Source organism: Bradyrhizobium sp. (genome assembly GCF_049512235.1).
Lineage (GTDB): Bacteria > Pseudomonadota > Alphaproteobacteria > Rhizobiales > Xanthobacteraceae > Bradyrhizobium.
Genome location: NZ_JBEKXH010000094.1, coordinates 1 through 17,168 on the forward strand (window position 1 = coordinate 1; position 17,168 = coordinate 17,168).

General features: G+C 62.3%; 14 protein-coding genes. 7 read left to right on the top strand and 7 right to left on the bottom strand.

The features are described 5' to 3' along the window. Both ABSG20_RS11420 and ABSG20_RS11425 read left to right on the top strand, forming a co-directional pair. A partial coding sequence (locus ABSG20_RS11420) for a lipoprotein-releasing ABC transporter permease subunit (RefSeq protein ID WP_423864610.1) occupies window positions 1–1,125 on the top strand: 1,125 nt, incomplete at its 5' end. 7 nt (window positions 1,126–1,132) lie between these two features. After that, complete coding sequence (locus tag ABSG20_RS11425) at window positions 1,133–1,831, top strand: ABC transporter ATP-binding protein (protein ID WP_423864611.1); 699 nt, start codon at window positions 1,133–1,135, stop codon at window positions 1,829–1,831. Window positions 1,832–1,834: 3 nt separating this feature from the next. On the opposite strand, the gene ABSG20_RS11430 is transcribed toward ABSG20_RS11425, so the two are convergent. Both ABSG20_RS11430 and ABSG20_RS11435 read right to left on the bottom strand, forming a co-directional pair. After that, window positions 1,835–2,080: a DUF3551 domain-containing protein gene (locus ABSG20_RS11430; RefSeq protein WP_423864612.1), complete on the bottom strand. Its 246-nt coding sequence runs from the start codon at window positions 2,078–2,080 to the stop codon at window positions 1,835–1,837. Between the two features lie 51 nt (window positions 2,081–2,131). Continuing rightward, window positions 2,132–2,410 (bottom strand): DUF3551 domain-containing protein, encoded by a 279-nt coding sequence (locus ABSG20_RS11435; protein ID WP_423864613.1) that lies wholly within the window; start codon window positions 2,408–2,410, stop codon window positions 2,132–2,134. A 179-nt stretch (window positions 2,411–2,589) separates the two neighbouring features. On the opposite strand from ABSG20_RS11435, the gene ABSG20_RS11440 reads away from it, so the two are divergent. Then, window positions 2,590–2,715, top strand: coding sequence for a hypothetical protein (locus ABSG20_RS11440; protein ID WP_423864614.1), 126 nt, complete (start codon window positions 2,590–2,592; stop codon window positions 2,713–2,715). Between the two features lie 495 nt (window positions 2,716–3,210). Further along, window positions 3,211–6,735, top strand: a complete 3,525-nt coding sequence (gene dnaE / locus ABSG20_RS11445) for a DNA polymerase III subunit alpha (protein WP_423864615.1) — start codon at window positions 3,211–3,213, stop codon at window positions 6,733–6,735. A 53-nt stretch (window positions 6,736–6,788) separates the two neighbouring features. Here dnaE and ABSG20_RS11450 read toward each other — a convergent pair whose 3' ends face one another. The 4 genes from ABSG20_RS11450 to ABSG20_RS11465 all read right to left on the bottom strand — a co-directional run bounded on the left by ABSG20_RS11450 (window position 6,789) and on the right by ABSG20_RS11465 (window position 12,197). Next, window positions 6,789–10,133, bottom strand: coding sequence for an AAA family ATPase (locus tag ABSG20_RS11450; RefSeq protein WP_423864616.1), 3,345 nt, complete (start codon window positions 10,131–10,133; stop codon window positions 6,789–6,791). A gap of 44 nt (window positions 10,134–10,177) precedes the next feature. Beyond that, window positions 10,178–11,104: a polyprenyl synthetase family protein gene (locus ABSG20_RS11455; RefSeq protein WP_423864617.1), complete on the bottom strand. Its 927-nt coding sequence runs from the start codon at window positions 11,102–11,104 to the stop codon at window positions 10,178–10,180. A gap of 14 nt (window positions 11,105–11,118) precedes the next feature. Next, window positions 11,119–11,547, bottom strand: a complete 429-nt coding sequence (locus tag ABSG20_RS11460) for a hypothetical protein (protein ID WP_423864618.1) — start codon at window positions 11,545–11,547, stop codon at window positions 11,119–11,121. Window positions 11,548–11,855: 308 nt separating this feature from the next. Beyond that, complete coding sequence (locus ABSG20_RS11465; RefSeq protein ID WP_423864619.1) at window positions 11,856–12,197, bottom strand: hypothetical protein; 342 nt, start codon at window positions 12,195–12,197, stop codon at window positions 11,856–11,858. A 54-nt stretch (window positions 12,198–12,251) separates the two neighbouring features. Between ABSG20_RS11465 and ABSG20_RS11470 the strand changes: the two genes are divergently transcribed. Further along, entirely contained in the window at window positions 12,252–13,865 is a 1,614-nt protein-coding gene (locus ABSG20_RS11470) for an FAD-dependent oxidoreductase (RefSeq protein WP_423864620.1), read from the top strand. A gap of 17 nt (window positions 13,866–13,882) precedes the next feature. Here ABSG20_RS11470 and ABSG20_RS11475 read toward each other — a convergent pair whose 3' ends face one another. Next, the gene (locus tag ABSG20_RS11475) at window positions 13,883–14,998 is read right to left on the bottom strand and encodes a hypothetical protein (RefSeq protein ID WP_423864621.1); all 1,116 of its coding nucleotides are present in this window, start codon (window positions 14,996–14,998) and stop codon (window positions 13,883–13,885) included. A 329-nt stretch (window positions 14,999–15,327) separates the two neighbouring features. Here ABSG20_RS11475 and ABSG20_RS11480 point away from each other — a divergent pair, with 329 nt between their 5' ends. After that, window positions 15,328–16,326, top strand: coding sequence for a 30S ribosomal protein S2 (locus ABSG20_RS11480; protein ID WP_423864622.1), 999 nt, complete (start codon window positions 15,328–15,330; stop codon window positions 16,324–16,326). Between the two features lie 125 nt (window positions 16,327–16,451). After that, window positions 16,452–17,168: translation elongation factor Ts (gene tsf / locus ABSG20_RS11485; protein ID WP_423864623.1), on the top strand; the 717-nt coding region annotated here is incomplete at its 3' end.

A 17,168-nucleotide genomic window follows, 5' to 3' on the forward strand; every position in this document is an offset into this window, starting at 1 on the left:
CTGATCATCGTGATGGCCGTCATGAACGGTTTCCGCAAGGAACTGCTCGAAAAGATACTTGGGATGAACGGCCACCTGGTGGTGCAGCCGCTGGAGTCGCCATTGACCGACTGGAAGGATGTCGCCGAGCGCATCAGCCAGGTCGCGGGCATCCGGGTAGCCGCGCCGGTGGTTGATGGACAGGCGCTCGGCTCGTCGCCCTTCAACGCCGCCGGCGTCTTCGTGCGCGGTATTCGCGCCAACGATCTCAACAACCTGACCTCGATCGCCAAGAACATCAAACAAGGCACCCTGGAAGGCTTCGACGAGGGGCAGGCCGTCGTCATCGGCCGCCGGCTCGCCGATACGCTGTCGCTGCATGCCGGCGACAACATCACGCTGGTATCTCCGAAGGGCGCGGTGACCGTGGCGGGCACCATGCCGCGCATCAAGCCCTACCGGATCGCCGCGGTATTCGAGGTCGGCATGTCGGAATATGATTCGATCTTCGTATTCATGCCGCTGCAGGAGGCGCAGAACTATTTCAATCGCCCCAATGACGTGACCGCGATCGAGGTCTTCACCACCAACCCCGACAAGATCGACGCCTTCCGCAAATCCGTCACCGAGGCGGCCGGACGGCCGGTATTTCTGGTCGACTGGCGGCAGCGCAATGCGACCTTTTTCAACGCGCTTCAGGTCGAGCGTAACGTGATGTTCCTGATCCTCACCCTGATCGTGCTGGTCGCAGCGCTCAACATCATCTCGGGCCTGATCATGCTGGTGAAGGACAAGGGCAGCGATATCGCGATCCTGCGCACCATGGGCGCCTCGCAAGGCTCGATCATGCGGGTGTTCTTGATCACCGGTGCTTCAATCGGGGTGGTCGGGACCTTTGTCGGCTTCCTGGTCGGGCTGACAATTTGCTTCAATATCGAAACGATCCGGCAGTTCCTGTCCTGGCTCACCAACACCGAATTGTTCGATCCCACACTGTATTTTCTGTCCAAGCTGCCCGCCGAGATCGATTTCGGCGAGACCAGCGCGGTTGTGATCATGGCGCTGACATTGTCGTTCCTTGCCACGCTGTATCCGTCATGGCGCGCCGCCCGCCTCGATCCCGTCGACGCGCTGCGATACGAGTGAGGGGCAGATGGAGCAGGGGGCAGAGGATATACCGGTCGTCTATCTCCACGAGATCAAGCGCCAATACATTCAGGGGGCGACGACGCTGACGATCCTCAACGGCGCCAAGCTCGCGCTCTGGGCGGGACAGTCGGTGGCGCTGGTGGCACCCTCAGGCGCCGGTAAATCGACCCTGCTGCACATCGCCGGCCTGCTCGAAACCCCAGATGAGGGTGAAGTCTATATCGGCGGTAGCGCGACCTCGGGATTATCCGATATCGAGCGAACCCAGATCCGTCGCAGCGATATCGGTTTTGTCTATCAGTCGCACCGGCTGCTGCCCGAATTTACCGCGCTCGAAAACGTCATGCTGCCGCAAATGATCCGCGGCCTCAGGCGCGCCGAGACCATCAAGCGCTCCACTGAAATCCTGGCCTATCTGGGCCTGGCCGATCGCATCAAGCACCGGCCGGCCGAACTATCCGGCGGCGAGCAGCAGCGGGTGGCGATTGCGCGCGCGGTCGCCAATGCGCCGCGGGCGCTGCTGGCGGATGAACCGACCGGAAATCTCGACCCGCACACCGCCGATCACGTGTTCCATGCGTTGATGCAGCTGGTCACGGCGACACGGGTGGCGATGCTGATCGCGACCCACAACATGGAACTGGCGAGCCGGATGGACCGGCGCGTCTCGCTTGTCGACGGCCGGGTCGTCGAGCTGGATTAGCCATCAATCGTGGCGGTGCCGCCGGTGAGGGCGGGCCGGGGCGAAATAGGGATTGACCATACATTGCGCCGCGCGGCCCGACGCCGACCCGGCGCATTGAGGAAGCGATGTATAGCGACAGTCGTAATAGCTGACGCGGCCATAGACGTGTAGGCAAACCGGATAATCCGGATCGTATGTCTGAGCCTGGGCCGATCCGATTGCCGCAACCGTTGCGATCGCCAACATCGCCAAAATCAGAATGCGCATAAGTACCTTTCGGGACGGCGGCCGCGACCGCGGCGCCGAGTACCCTCCGATTCAGTACACAGGATGGACCGCCCGCACGTGACGGCCACGATGGCGGCTCGGATGATAGCGGACGCCGGGATCGAAGTAGGGATTGTCGATGCAATAAAGATACCGCCCCGATGCGGTGGCCGCACACTGCTCGTAGCTCGTATAAGAGCAATCGCTCAGCGCGGGCACAGTACGGCCCTGCATGCAGAACGGGTATTGGGTGCCGACGGCCGCAGCCGGCGCGGGGCCCACGACCGCCAGTCCGCTGGCGGCCAGCAAAGCCAGAACAATGTTGCGCATGAAAACCTCCCTTTGGCCGCAGCCCCTGTGGATCGCCCAACCGGACTTTAGCCTAAGCCGGAACGACATGTCCCCTCAACACATAGCTACCTGCCGCAAGCCGAGACCGGACTTGCGGCAGGCCGTGATGTGCCAGCTCTCAGGCCGCGATCGCCGCGCCGGTTGGATGCTGCTGGAACTTGTCCGACCGCATCATGCTGATCGCGGTGGCATCCTGCCAATTTCCCTTGCCGATCGAACCGAGCCAGCCCCGCAAGGCCCGCGCCGCCTGCGAGCTGCTGGAAGCCTTGCGCGAATGGCTTTAATGCTGCCAGGCAAGCGGACATACCGCGAGTTCAATCGTAGATTCGTGGCAGGCGGGTGCCTGCGTTAACCGAGTGATTTGATTCGGGGTTATTTTTCAAAGCTGACCTACAAACGCTGCTTGACTCTCTAGAACATAAGGAGAACAATGTTCTTCTTATGTTCCAAAGGAGAGGAGGCTGGCATGTTGAAGGTATTCGTGGAAGAAGCGGCGGCGCTGGCGTCGATCACGCTGTTTGTCGCCATGATCGCGGTGTGGGCGCAGCTGATTCCGCAGCTCTGAGGGTTGAGGCCGCAAGCCGGGGTCGGGAACGGCCGTCGCGTCGGCTGGGGAAAACCGGGATGGCGGGGGTGATTTGCCCCTTCCGCGTGGACACACCTCACCTGAGGCATCACCATTGCGGGAGCGAGTCGGCCTATTCCGGTGGCTTTGGCTCCGGCAAGGCCTCATGCCCCCTTAGAAGCCGCGCCTTCGGAAATCCATGACGCAGAAGCCCGTGTCCACAGTCGGATTTGTCCATCTCCACGTTCATTCGGCCTATTCACTGCTGAAAGGAGCGATCAAGATCGGAAAGCTGGCCGAACTGGCGAAGTCCGATCGCCAGCCCGCGCTGGCGCTGACCGACACCGACAACATGTTCGGGGCGCTGGAATTCTCCGAAAAGATGGCCGGCTCGGGTATCCAGCCGATCATCGGCTGCGAGCTGGCCGTCGATTTCGGCGACCATGACCCGGGCGCGCGCAATGCGCAGGCCGCAGCACCGGCGCGGATTGTGCTGCTGGCGGCGCGCGAGCGTGGCTATCTCAGCCTGATGCGGCTGAACTCCCGGGCATTTCTGGAAACCCCCACCCATCAGTCCCCACATATCAAGTTCGAATGGCTGCAAGGCTGTGCAGAGGACCTGATCGCGCTCACCGGCGGCCCGGAGGGGCCGATCTCGCTTTCGCTCCTTGCCGATCAGGCGGACCTCGCGGCGGTCCGCTGCGACCGGCTGGCGCGCCTGTTCGGCGACCGGCTCTATGTCGAGTTGCAACGCCACGGCATCGAGAAGGAGCGCCGCGTCGAGGCCGCCCTGATCGATCTCGCCTATGCCAAGGGCCTGCCGCTGGTCGCGACCAACGAGCCGTATTTTGCCACCGCGGATGATTACGAAGCCCATGACGCGCTGATCTGCATCGCCGGCGGGCGCCTGATCGCCGAAACCGACCGCGAGCAGCTGACGGTGGATCACCGCTTCAAGACCCGGGCGGAAATGGCGGTGCTATTTGCTGATCTGCCGGAGGCGCTTTGCTCCACCATCGAGATATCAGAGCGCTGCGCGTTCCGTCCGCTGACGCGCAAGCCGATCCTGCCGCGCTTCACGGTGGGGGCGGGGACCAACGCCACGGCAGCGACGAGCGACGAGGCGGTGGAATTGCGCCGTCAGGCCGAACAAGGCCTCAGCCATCGCCTGCTGGTTCACGGCCTCGCCAAGGGCATGACTGAGGAGGACTATCGCGCAAGGCTCGCCTTCGAGCTCGACGTCATCACCCGGATGAATTACGCCGGTTACTTCCTGATCGTTGCGGACTTCATCAAATGGGCCAAGGCCGAGGGCATTCCGGTCGGACCGGGCCGCGGCTCGGGCGCCGGTTCGCTGGCCGCCTACGCGCTGACCATCACCGATCTCGATCCGATCCGGTTCGGCCTCCTGTTCGAGCGTTTTCTCAATCCAGATCGCGTCTCGATGCCGGACTTCGACATCGACTTCTGCCAGGACGGGCGCGACCAGGTGATCCGCTATGTCCAGCGGCGCTATGGCCGCGACCAGGTGGCGCAGATCATCACCTTCGGGACGCTGCAGGCGCGTGGCGTGCTGCGTGACGTCGGCCGCGTGCTGCAGATGCCCTACGGGCAGGTCGACAAGCTGACAAAGCTCGTGCCGCAGAATCCAGTGGCACCGGTGACCCTGGCGGCCGCGATCGCAGGCGAGCCGAAGCTGCAGGCCTTTCGCGACGAAGACCCGGTGGTAGCGCGTGCCTTCGATATCGCGCAGCGCCTTGAAGGCCTGACCCGGCATGCTTCCACCCATGCCGCTGGCATTGTGATCGGCGATAGGCCCTTGAGCGAACTGGTGCCGCTCTACCGCGATCCGAAATCGGACATGCCGGTGACCCAGTTCAACATGAAATGGGTCGAACCCGCCGGCCTCGTCAAATTCGACTTCCTCGGGCTGAAGACGCTGACGGTGCTCGATCTTGCGGTCAAGCTGTTGAAGCGGCGCGGCATCGAGATCAATCTGGCGCGGCTGCCGCTCGACGATGCGCCGAGCTATGCGATGCTGGCGCGGGGCGATGTGGTCGGCGTGTTCCAGGTGGAAAGCCAGGGCATGCGCCGCGCGCTGGTCGACATGCGGCCCGACCGCTTCGAGGACATCATCGCGCTGGTGGCGCTGTATCGGCCCGGTCCGATGGCGAACATTCCGACCTATTGCGCCCGCAAGCATGGCGACGAGGAGCCGGAATACCTGCATCCGATGCTGGAGCCGATCCTGAAAGAGACGTTTGGCGTCATCATCTATCAGGAACAGGTGATGCAGATCGCGCAGGTGCTGGCCGGCTATTCGCTCGGCGAAGCCGATCTGCTGCGGCGGGCAATGGGCAAGAAGATCCGCGCCGAGATGGAAAAGCAGCGCGAGCGTTTCGTCTCGGGCGCGAAGACGCGCGGCGTCAATCCGGGGCAGGCCGATACCATTTTCGACCTGCTGGCAAAATTTGCTGATTACGGCTTCAACAAGAGCCATGCCGCCGCCTACGCGCTGTTGTCCTATCAGACCGCCTACATGAAGGCGCACCATCCGGTCGAATTTCTCGCGGCCTCAATGACGCTCGACATCAACAACACCGACAAGCTCAGCGAGTTTCGCGCCGAGGCGCAGCGGCTCGGCATCAAGGTCGAGGCGCCCTCGGTCAACCGCTCCGGCGCTACCTTCGAAGTCAGTGAAGGCACCATCTATTACGCGCTCGCTGGGCTCAAGGGTGTCGGCCCGCAAGCCATCGAACTGATCGTGGAGGCGCGCAGCAACGCCCTGTTCACCTCGCTCGCCGATTTTGCCGCTCGGGTCAGTCCGCGCGCGATCAACAAGCGCGTGATCGAGAGCCTTGCCGCCGCCGGCGCGTTCGATGCGCTGGATTTAAATCGCGCGCGGGTGTTTGCCGGCGTCGAGGCGATCCTGGCGGCGTGCCAGCGCAGCCACGAGGCCGCGACGTGCGGGCAGAATGACATGTTCGGCGGCGCCGCCGACGCGCCGACCATCATGCTGCCGCAGGTCGAGCCGTGGCTTCCGGCCGAACGGCTGCGGCGCGAATATGACGCCGTCGGGTTTTTCCTGTCCGGCCATCCGCTCGATGATTATGCCACCGCCCTGAAGCGGTTGCGGGTGCAGTGCTGGGCGGAATTTTCGCGCGCGGTCAAAACCGGCGCGACGGCGGGCAAAGTCGCCGCTACCGTGTTGTCGCGGATGGAGCGTCGGACCAAGACCGGCAACAAGATGGGCATCATTGGTCTGTCGGATCCCACAGGTCATTTCGAAGCCGTGCTGTTTTCCGAAGGGCTCGCCCAGTATCGCGAGGTGTTGGAGCCCGGCGCGGCCGTGTTATTGCAACTCGGCGCCGAGTTGCAGGGCGAGGACGTTCGCGCGCGGGTGTTGCATGCCGAACTGCTCGATGATGCCGCCGCCAAAACCCAGAAGGGACTGCGCATTTTTGTCCGCGACACAAGACCGCTGGAGTCCATTGCCAGGCGGCTGCAAATTCCCGAGGCGGCGGGGCAGGGCGCCGCTCAGGCCCACGGCCAGCAGACCAAGGCCTCAGCCGCGCCTTTGGGCGGCGGCGGCGGCGGCGACGGCGACGTATCGCTGGTGATGATGCTCGACCTCGAAACCGAGGTCGAAATGAAGCTGCCGGGCCGCTTCAAGGTCTCGCCGCAGATCGCCGGCGCGCTCAAGGCGGTATCGGGCGTGGTCGACGTGCAGACGCTGTAGGCGAATTGAATTCTGTAAAGGAGCGCTACGAGGCGCCCGTCGGTCCATAATGGCTAGCTGATGCTGTCCAACAGATTTCGTGCCTCCTTGAGATTCACTGTGTTGTGGCCGCTTGTGAACCAGTCATATACGGGCGCGAGCAGCGCGCGGGCGTCGTGGGAGCGTCCGGCATCGCGCCAGACCTTCGCCAGGCCGGTTGCCGTTCGCAGTTCAAAAAGCCGCGCCGATTGTCGTTGCGCCGTTGCCAATCCCTGGTTGAACAAGGCTTCCACCTCGGCCAAAGGTGCGCCCTGGGACTGCCTTGCGCAGGCGCGCACCCGAAACAATTCAGCGGTGCTGTAATGCTGCCCGGTCGCTTCGGCCTCCGCTTCCGCGCGATCCAGCAGGGCGATGGCCTCATCGTTGCGCTGGTTCTGCATCAGGCTCTCCGCCGCGTTGATCAGGAAGTAGGGGCTAAAGAGCCTCTCCCTCCGGTCGCGGAGCTCGGCGTTGCGCCGCAGTCGCGCCAAGCCTTCGTCCAGCTCGCCTATTCTGGCCGTGGTCAAGCCAAGAAGCAATTCCGCATGAAACTCCCAATAGAAAACACGATGGCGCTTGATGATTTCATCCATCTCTTTGGCGAGCGCCAGCACTGTCGTATGATCTTGGTCAACCATCGCTTTCAATCCGCAGTGGAAGATCGCATAACAGCTTGTCAGCGGGTGCTCACTCTCGCGTGCCTCGCGCAAGCTGCGCTCGCAGAGAGCCTCCGCCTCATCCAGAGAACCAAGCTGCTGTGCCGCGATCGCATACTGCGCCAGGGTTGTTGGACGCGGGATCAAGAGGTAATCGCCGAGTGCCGCCGCCGTACCTTCGCGCTCGAATTCTTCCATCACTTGCAAGTACCGCTCGCGTGCGATGATTAACTCGCCGCTCGTCATCGCGATCATCGCTTTGATCCGAAGTCCTTGAGCCGCCGATGTACGGTGCCCGGCTCGATGCGCCAGCTCGATAAAACTTCCAACGCGCTCATAAGCGCGGGGAAAATTGCATCGCACAAACTCTCCGCCGGCCTGGCCCCACAGGATACGCAGCAATTGCCGGGTTTCTCCCAGGGCCTGGCCAAGCTCAAGCAACCGGTCATAGTTTTGCTCCACCTCCTTTCCCGAGTAGCCATCGGTCGCATAAAGCGGCGTTATCAGCGCGATCCGCATTTCGAACTCGCGGCGATGATTTGATGCATCGACCGGAACCTGCCCAAGCAGATGCAAAGCCCGGTTGAACTGGCTGACCGCTTCGCTGTTGTTGGACCGCTGCGCGGAACGCATGGCGGCCCGCTCCCACCAGTCAATGGCTTGCGTAGTGAGACCGGCTTCGCTGAAGTGATGCGCCAATAATTCCGGCTGAACTTCCGCGACCTGGCTAAATTGGCTCTGCAACACCTCGGCTATGCGGGTGTGTAGCGTCTGGCGGCGGCTCTTCAACAGCGTCGAATAGGCGGCCTCCTGCATCAGACCATGCTCGAACGTATATACCGCCTGCGGCGGTCTTCCGCGGGCGCTGATCAGGTCCGCCGCCTCAAGTTGCGCCAAGGCGGCATCGAGTTCCCCTGGTTCGCATTGGATCACCGCAGTCAAAAGCTCATACGAAAATTCCCGCCCGATTGCCGCACCGATCTGGGCAACCATTTTGCTCTGGAGCAGCCGGTCGAGACGGGCAAGCAACGAATCCCGCAGCGTTTCCGGTATCATGGGCTCACCTGATCTCCGGTTATCGTGAAGGAGATCAGGGCTCTTGCCGAAAGTGCCGGACTCGACGATGAACTTGGTCAGTTCCTCGATGAACAACGGCACCCCGTCGGTCTTGGCCAGAATCTGCTCGACAACGGAGTCCTGCAAATCCCTCCGGGCCACACGCCTGATCAGTTCCTGCGATTGCCGTCGACTGAGGTTGATGAGGTTGAGCGACCCAACCCGGGGGCCGGTCCACGGGGGGTGATAGTCGGGCCGGTGCGTGATCACCGTCAGGATGCGGGCATCTTCGCGCCGACCGAGGCTGCGGGTGATCGCCTCGGCCGTGGTCGGATCGATCCAGTGCGCATCCTCTAGGATCAATAGCACCGGCTTTAGCCGCGACAGGTTCACAAGCCAATCGTCCAGAGCTTCAAGGGTCAGGCTCTTCAACTGCTCCGGCGACATCTCGTGCCGAGGCAAGCGATCGGCGGTCGGAATTGACAGCATCGTGGCGAACAGCGCCATGGTTTCGGGCGCCACATTGCCGCACTTCTGGATCTCGGCGATTAAGCGGTCGAGCTTTTTATCCGGCGCCATATTGGCCGTCAGGCCGGCCATGCGTTCAAGATACGCGATGATCGGATGCAGGGCACTATCGGTATGGAACGGCGAGCATTGCAGAAGGAAGCTGAAATGGCCCTCGGCTGTGACCCGGTTCGCGAGCGCCATGCACATTCGCGACTTTCCGATCCCAGCTTCACCGGTCAACAGGAGCATCTGACGCTCGCCGTCGCACGCTGTATCCCATCGCCCGATCAGCAGTGAAAGCTCGTTTTCCCGACCGATCGCATCCGGCAAAACGGTGTGGTGCCTGGCGTCGAAGCGGCTTTCGGCCGACGCCTCGCACTTCACGCGCCAGACGGGATTAGGGCCGGGCACCCCCTTCAGTTCACACAAGCCAAGGGATTCGAGTTCGAACATGCCGTCGATTAACCGCCGTGTGCTGTCGGTAATCGCTACCCCGTCCGGCGGGGCAAAACTCTGCAGCCGCGCGGCCAGCGCCGGGGTTTCTCCCACCACCGTTTCTTCCCTGGCGGCGCCCTCGCCAAGGAGGTCGCCGACAACAACCAGGCCGGTCGCGATGCCGGTTCGTACATGCAGCGTCAGATTTGGCAGAGCGGCAAGCGTCGGCACGACCTGACCGAGTTGCAGGCCCGCGCGCACAGCCCGCTCCGCGGCATCCTCCAAGCCGGCCGGATGTCCAAAATAAGCGACCAGTCCGTCACCGGTGTATCGGGCAACGAACCCACCAAGCGAGGTCACGACGTTGGCGCAGGTACTAATGTAGAGACCCATCACCTTGCGCAGTTCTTCCGGGTCGAGCGTGGAGGCGAGCGCGGTCGACCCGATCATGTCGCATATGAGCACGGTCACCTGTCGTCGCTCGGCGTCCGGCCGCGGCCGGACGGGCTTCGCGGCGCGCGGCTCGGTCATTTCCCGTCCGAGCAGTGCATCGATCGCCTTGAACAGGATCTTGCGGTGTCCCAGCGGCATGCCAAGACGTGAGAGATCATCATCTGTCAGGTCGGGCAGAACGGCTCGGTCGATCGCTTGTTCGGAAAACAGATTCCGATACTGGCCGAGCCCAACTTCTTGCAGCCAAATGCCAATGTCCTGAGCCTGCATAAGGTGGCGTTCTCCCAAGCCGCCCCGACGCACATAAGCGCCGGTTAATAGCGGCTCAGCTGCCGAGTTTGCTCGATCAGTCCAATCAACGGCGCGGGATCGGCAGCGAACAACCGCGCCTCTGTTCGTCCTTCTTCGGCAATCTTGTCAAGGTAAAGCTCTGCTTCCGGCAGCATGGCAACATAATGTCCGCCCAGCGCCTTGAGATCCCCATGGTCCGGCTCGCAAAATATCCTGGCCGCCGCGGGGTCGCGGATCGCCAGCGCCGCCGGTAGCGTGAGGATGCCGTCGCGCAAGTCCTCCTCGCCGCCGCCTCCGAGCGCAGCCAGGCCCTTCACGTCTCCGACATCGTCGCAACCGTGATAAAGCAGTCCCAGCAGGCCACCGAACTTCCGCAGCTTGCCGGAGCGATCGCCCAGGCAGGCGCACACCTCGAACATCGATCCGGTATCTTCCCCGGCGATCTGCCGCCAGTCCTCCACACCCAGCGGCCGCCTGCGAAGCCGCCACTGCATGCACTCAGCCACGGCCAGCCGCTTCAGCAGTTCGGAAAACAAAGCAATAGCCGCCAGATCCTGCTTCAACTGCAGATAACCCTCGGCGACGATGTAGCCTGACGTCATCAATGCAGAAAGCTCGCCGAACTTGGTGTGCATCGTCGCACGACCGCGCCGTGTCGCGGAACGATCGACGATGTCGTCGATGATCAACGAAACATTATGGAACAGCTCGATCACCAAAGCCGACTGCATGATGTGCTCGGGAATCGGTCCCTGGCCCACGGCGCGATAGCAGGAGAAGATCGTCAAGGGACGAAAATATTTCGATCCCGTCAGGAACTGCCATTCAAGCGCTTCGCGCAACTCGGCGCCACACCCCTCTATCCACAGCCCAATGCGCTGGCGCAGCTGCGCCATCTCCAACTCGAAACCAAGTCGCCCGATGACAGATGGGGTTGCATCCTGGCTCATGTGGCAACACCAGCCTAGAGTTTGGTCCGCCAACGTCTGCGGTGCGGTGCGGACAGGTCGGGCTGTTGAAGGGCCTGCGCCAGGCTTTCACCCAAATTATCCAATTCGTTCTGCAATATACGCGCCTCCCGCGTGGCCAGATCTCCCACTTCACGCAGCAAGGTGCGCAGTTGTTCCGCCACCGCGACGCGTTGCGATTCCGCCGCGCCTCCCTCGATGGCCGCTGCACCGATCGCGCGAACCGATCTTGTCTGATGAGTAGCCAGAATCTGGGCCAGACCGAGCCAATAGCTCGCCGATCTGCTGGCCGCGATCATCATGGCGTGGCCCATCGGCAATACCAAATCGGCGGCGACCGAAGGCTCCGGAGCCCCCTCGGTTGGACCACCCGCAATCCCAGAGCCCCAAAGCCGCCCGAAATTGGCGGCGGTCACATCGGCCATGGTGCCAACCGTCCCGATCATGGCTTCGCCCGCAGGGTCCATCCCCGGATTGCCGCCGGCCGCGGACGGCCCGCTTAAGCTTTCCAAGGCGGCGGCACCTGCCAGCCAAGCTTCGCGCATTGCGACAATCATGCCTGTAACGGGATCGCGGCCCGATCGGCCGGGGCCAGACCAAAACCCCGATTCTGGGTTCGACATGTCACGAGCACCTGGGTCGCGGTGGTTAGCATCCTTACATTGTGATAAATGACATGGCAGCCTGTGGAAGGCAACCAATGCTTGCTCCGCATTGTTGACGCCGACGCCGATTAGTCCCGAAGCACGCCGCGATGTCCACGCAGGTCATCGTATTGTGAGAGGAATGTCATCACAGAAACCCGCGGCAGGCCGGCGAGGGCACGACAGAAGTCCGCCGGCCCAGGTGGAAATTTTCCGGGATCCCGTGACCCGTCTGGCTGCGACGGCCCGGTGTTTTCGACCTGGGGCTGAGTTTGCTTGGCAAATGTCACCAATGCCGCCTGACACCCAGCTCCCATGAGCGAGGCGAACCGAGCCGCGACATCGGCGAACGCGCCCACCGCGGCCGCTTCTGCCATTAGAATTTCAGCGAAGATCGCCCGATAGCTTGGCTGCATCAGCGTGGTTTCCATTGATTTGTCGTGTAACGGGAGAGACAATCTGAAGATGCATAATGCGAGGACAACATGCCAGAAGTGATTATCGTCGGGTCCGGTCTAGCCGGCATGTCCGCGGCCACAAGGCTTATGGAGCAGGGTTTCGACATCACGCTGTACGAGCAGAACAACTTTCTCGGCGGCAAACTCGGTGCGCACAAAGATGGAGACAAGCCCGACCCGCACGAACATTGTTATCACATGTACCTGAACTGGTATAACAATTTCTGGCACCTGATGCGAGAGATCGGCGCCGCCAATAAATTCGTGCCGCACCCGGTGATCGGGTGCCGCCTGCCCGGTGACAAACAAACCCGACCTTACCTGATCAATGCCGGGTCGGCAGCAACCGCTCTGACGAGCCTGTTCAATGGCATCGTGCCGCCGGCCGACCAATTCCTCGCGGGCCATTCACTGCTTGATCTCATGAGTGTGCCTTTCACGCCCGGAGACTCTTTGGAGCAGATCTCCGTCAACAATTTTTTTCGCTCCAGAAGCTACAGCACTGAGGGGTCGCTTGCGGCCTCCAGCCGCACTTTGGCGGAGGCGTTCGCTTCGCCAAGCTACCTTTCCTCGGCGCGAAGTTATCAGAGCCTGGTCAAGTACGGGTTTCGACACCCAACGCCGTCGATGTGGCTGCTCGCGCAGAATACCAACGATGGCATTTTCGAACCTTGGAAGCAGCGCCTCGAAGCGCGCGCTGGGGAGCTCGGGCGTAGCTTCAGGCTTCATTGCCTGACACGGGTCGAAAGGCTTCACATGACAGATGGCCAGGTGCGCAAATTGACACTCGGCGAAATGCCGAACAACGTGACAACCGGGCGCGGCATCGCGCGGACGCCGGACAGTACTCGGGAGGTCGACGTTCCCGATGATCTCGTCCTCGCGGTGCCGCCAAGAGCCCTCGGTAGGCTTGTGGGACCCGATGTCGCTGCCCGCGCCCCCGATCTTGAGAAGGTCCGTCTGCTGCGATCGGAGCCGATGATTTCCCTGGACGTCTATTTCAAGCGCAAGATCCCGGGTTTGAGCAGCGACATCACGCTGCTTCTGGAATCGAACTATACGTTGAGTCTCCTCGATAATTCACAAGCCTGGAGTGACCCGCCTCGGGGCGGTACGGCTCTCAACATCATCGCTTCGAACGCCGATCTCATTGTCGACTATCCGAACCATGTCATCATCGATCTGATGCTCGGGGAACTGCGACGCTTCCTCGACTTCAGGCTTGGTCCCAGCGATGTTGCGCAAAGCCAGCGCGACGATGATGTGGACTACGGACGGGTGCATCTTCAAACCAATGTCGGCGAGGAACTCTTCGTCAACCAGGTCGGCAGCTGGGACAGTCGCCCCAAGGCGACCTGTGCCATTCCCAATCTCTTCCTCGCCGGTGATTTCTGTCAGACCTTCGTCGATGTCGTCACCGTGGAAGGTGCCGTGGTCAGCGGCCTGATCGCCGCCGAGGCGTTGCGCCGCCGGCGCGGAATCGGTGCCCCAATCGAGATCATCCGGCCGGACGCCTATCCTGCGATCATTCCGGCGATGCTCGCGGCGGCTCTGCGGCCGGCGGCGTTGGTCGCCAAGGCGGTTTCAACGGTCGACACCATGATGCGCGGGAATTTCTCCCGGATTTTCCCCAACGGTTGAGCGCGAGGGCCAGCGACCTATCCAGGCAGATCCAGTAACCGAGGCGGACCAAAAACCGCGGTCTGACGTTCCGTCCAGCCGTTCGCAGCCGGCAACCTGTCGGCGATGTCGAAGGCGCGCAGCATATCGCACAGGCAGGCCGAGTTGCCGTCGGCACACAGGCACGCGCCATTTCCCGGCATTCCCAGTTGCAACGCGACCGAGCCGCCGATCTGCATTCCCTCGCCCTTGCCGCTTTTCGTCGTAAGAGCCCAATAGGTCCGTCGTTGCAGACCTTCGCCGCGCCGAGAGACGGAGAAGGTCGGCAGGTCCGAAGACCGACCGGCGCCGAATCGCGGAAATCGAACCGATAACGCCTTGCCCTCCTGCCTGGACAGGCCAAACAGCACTTCATCCCTAGCATAGCGCACCACGAGCCTGGGGTGAATGCTCTTCTCCAGCCCCCACACGACGCGAGCCGCCTCCCGAGTGAATTGCTGCGTGACGACAATCGCGAGGTAATAGGTGAACAGTTGCTTCGCCGGATCGTCATTCGCAACGACCGTCAGCGCCAGGACGAATTCCGGATAGCAGCCAAAGTCGCTGCTGCGATAATCCACTCCGACAATCATGAGCGGCGTTCGTCCGCCTCCGGCATCGAACGCCGAAAAGACGTCGCCGGCCGCGCCAAGCGCCCGGTTCGCTGCCTCGGTTGGCACGAAATAGAGCGCCCACCCCTGCGAAGCATCCTGGACCCGAGCCGGCATTGCGAACGGCTTGCTATCGACGTCGAAAATCTCTCCCTCGGGCTCGGGTCCGGCATCCTCGTCGAACAAGCTGGGCTCCGCGGAAGCGCCCGGTTGCCGCGTCAATTCCATCGCCGCTTGCTCGATCATTGACGGGCCGATGCTGGCGAGTTCGCCAAGGCAATTGACGTAGCCGCCGGCCATGCCCCGCAACAACTCAGTGGGCGGCACGGAAGCCATCGTCCCCCGGACCAGACTGTTGATCTCGTGCTGCCAACCGCGACCCAGGATCGTCCACCACTGACCGTAGGCCTGTCCGCCGAACCGAAATGTCATCTCCGCCAGGCGTTGGATATCGCCCTTGACCGACGGGTGACCGTTACCTGACCGAGCCACAATAGGCATCATGGCGAAACCCCTGACCGGACCCGGTGGAGCCCATGGGCACGATGCTAGTCGGGAAGCGGCCGCAGTGGTAGGTGCATCCGAAAGTTCCCGACGATCCCCTAACTTTCGCAAGTGATCCCGTCAACTGCACCGAATCACTGGCACGACATGGCGTAAAGTCGGCGCCATCGCGGCTAGTACGGCCGGGAATTCCTTGCTTCCTGCGAAAATCCCGCTATATAGCGCGGCATCTCACACGGAAACATGGCTCAAAAGGCCGTCCGGTGGCTGCCGGGCCATAAGGCTCGCTTGCTCACACGTTTCCGGAGGAACCAACCGGAGAACGGACGATGTCGCTACCCGATTTTTCCATGCGTCAGCTGCTTGAGGCCGGCGTTCACTTTGGCCACCAATCGCACCGCTGGAATCCGAAAATGGCGGATTACATTTTCGGTGCCCGCAACAATATACATATCATCGATCTGGCCCAGACTGTGCCGCTGTTACATCGCGCACTGCAGGCGGTCAGCGATACCGTCGCCAAAGGCGGCCGTATCCTGTTCGTCGGCACCAAGCGGCAGGCGCAGGACGGCGTGGCCGAAGCGGCCAAGCGCTCGGCGCAGTATTTCGTCAATTCGCGCTGGCTCGGCGGCACCCTGACCAACTGGAAGACCATTTCCGGTTCGATCAAACGCCTGCGGCACCTCGACGAAGTGCTCAATTCCGGCGATGCCAATGCCTATACCAAGAAGGAGCGGCTGACGCTGCAGCGCGAGCGCGACAAGCTCGATCGGTCGCTCGGTGGCATCAAGGACATGGGCGGTCTGCCCGACATGATCTTCGTGATCGACACCAACAAGGAAGACATCGCGATCCAGGAAGCCCAGCGGCTGAACATTCCCGTGGCCGCGATCGTCGACACCAATTCGGACCCCAAGGGCATCAGCTTTGTCATTCCCGGCAATGACGACGCCGGCCGTGCTATCTCGCTTTACTGCGATCTGGTCGCCCGCGCCGCGATCGATGGCATCTCCCGGGCGCAAGGCGAGGCCGGGATCGATATCGGCGCGTCGGCCCAGCCGGTCCGCGAGGAAATTCCTACGGCGCCGCAAGCTTCGGGCTTCCAGGGTCTCGCCGGACCGCGCGGTGCTCCCGACGATCTCAAGAAACTCACCGGCGTGTCCGGCGCGATCGAGAAGAAGTTCAACGATCTCGGCATCTTCCACTACTGGCAGCTCGCCGAACTCAATCACGACACCGCCCACCAGATCGGTGAAGAGGTCGGGCTTCCGAGCCGAGCCGATGGCTGGGTGGCCCAGGCCAAAGCGATGACCGCGGAAGCGGAATAAAGTTGGCGGCGTTGGCCGGAACCTCCGGCCAGGGGATTCCCATTCACGTCATTCCTGTGGTGGACAGCGGCGAGGCGGCAGGCGCGGGCGCCGCGGCCGCCCTGGCAGGCAAAGGACTTGCAACGATGGCAACAATCACAGCGGCGATGGTCAAGGACCTACGCGAGACGACCGGCGTCGGCATGATGGATTGCAAGCAGGCGCTCGCCGAGAACGACGGCAACATGGAGGCCGCCGTCGACTGGCTGCGCAAGAAGGGCCTGTCGAAAGCGGCGAAAAAGGCCGGCCGGGTGGCAGCGGAGGGCTTGATCGGCGCGCTGACCTCGGGCAGCAGGGGCGTTGTCGTCGAGGTCAATTCCGAAACCGACTTCGTGGCGCGCAACGAGCAGTTCCAGGGACTGGTCAAGATGATCGCGCAGGTGGCGCTGCGGGTCGGCGCCGACGTCGACAAGATCAAGGCAGCGAAAGTCGGCGAAGTGACGGTCGAGACCGCGATCGCGGACGCCATTGCGACCATCGGCGAAAACATGACGCTGCGCCGCGCGGCTTTACTTGAAGTCGCAAGCGGCGTGGTCTCAAGCTATGTGCATAATGCCTTGATCGAAGGCGCCGGCAAGATGGGCGTGATCGTGGCGCTGGAATCCACCGGCAAGACCGATGAACTCGCCGCGCTCGGCAAGCAACTCGCGATGCATGTCGCGGCCGCCAATCCACAGGCGCTGGATCCGGCCGGGCTCGATCCCGCCCTCGTCAAGCGCGAAAAGGACGTGCTCGCCGACAAATATCGTCAGCAGGGCAAGGCGGAGAAGATGATCGAAAAGATCGTCGAGTCTGGCATGAAA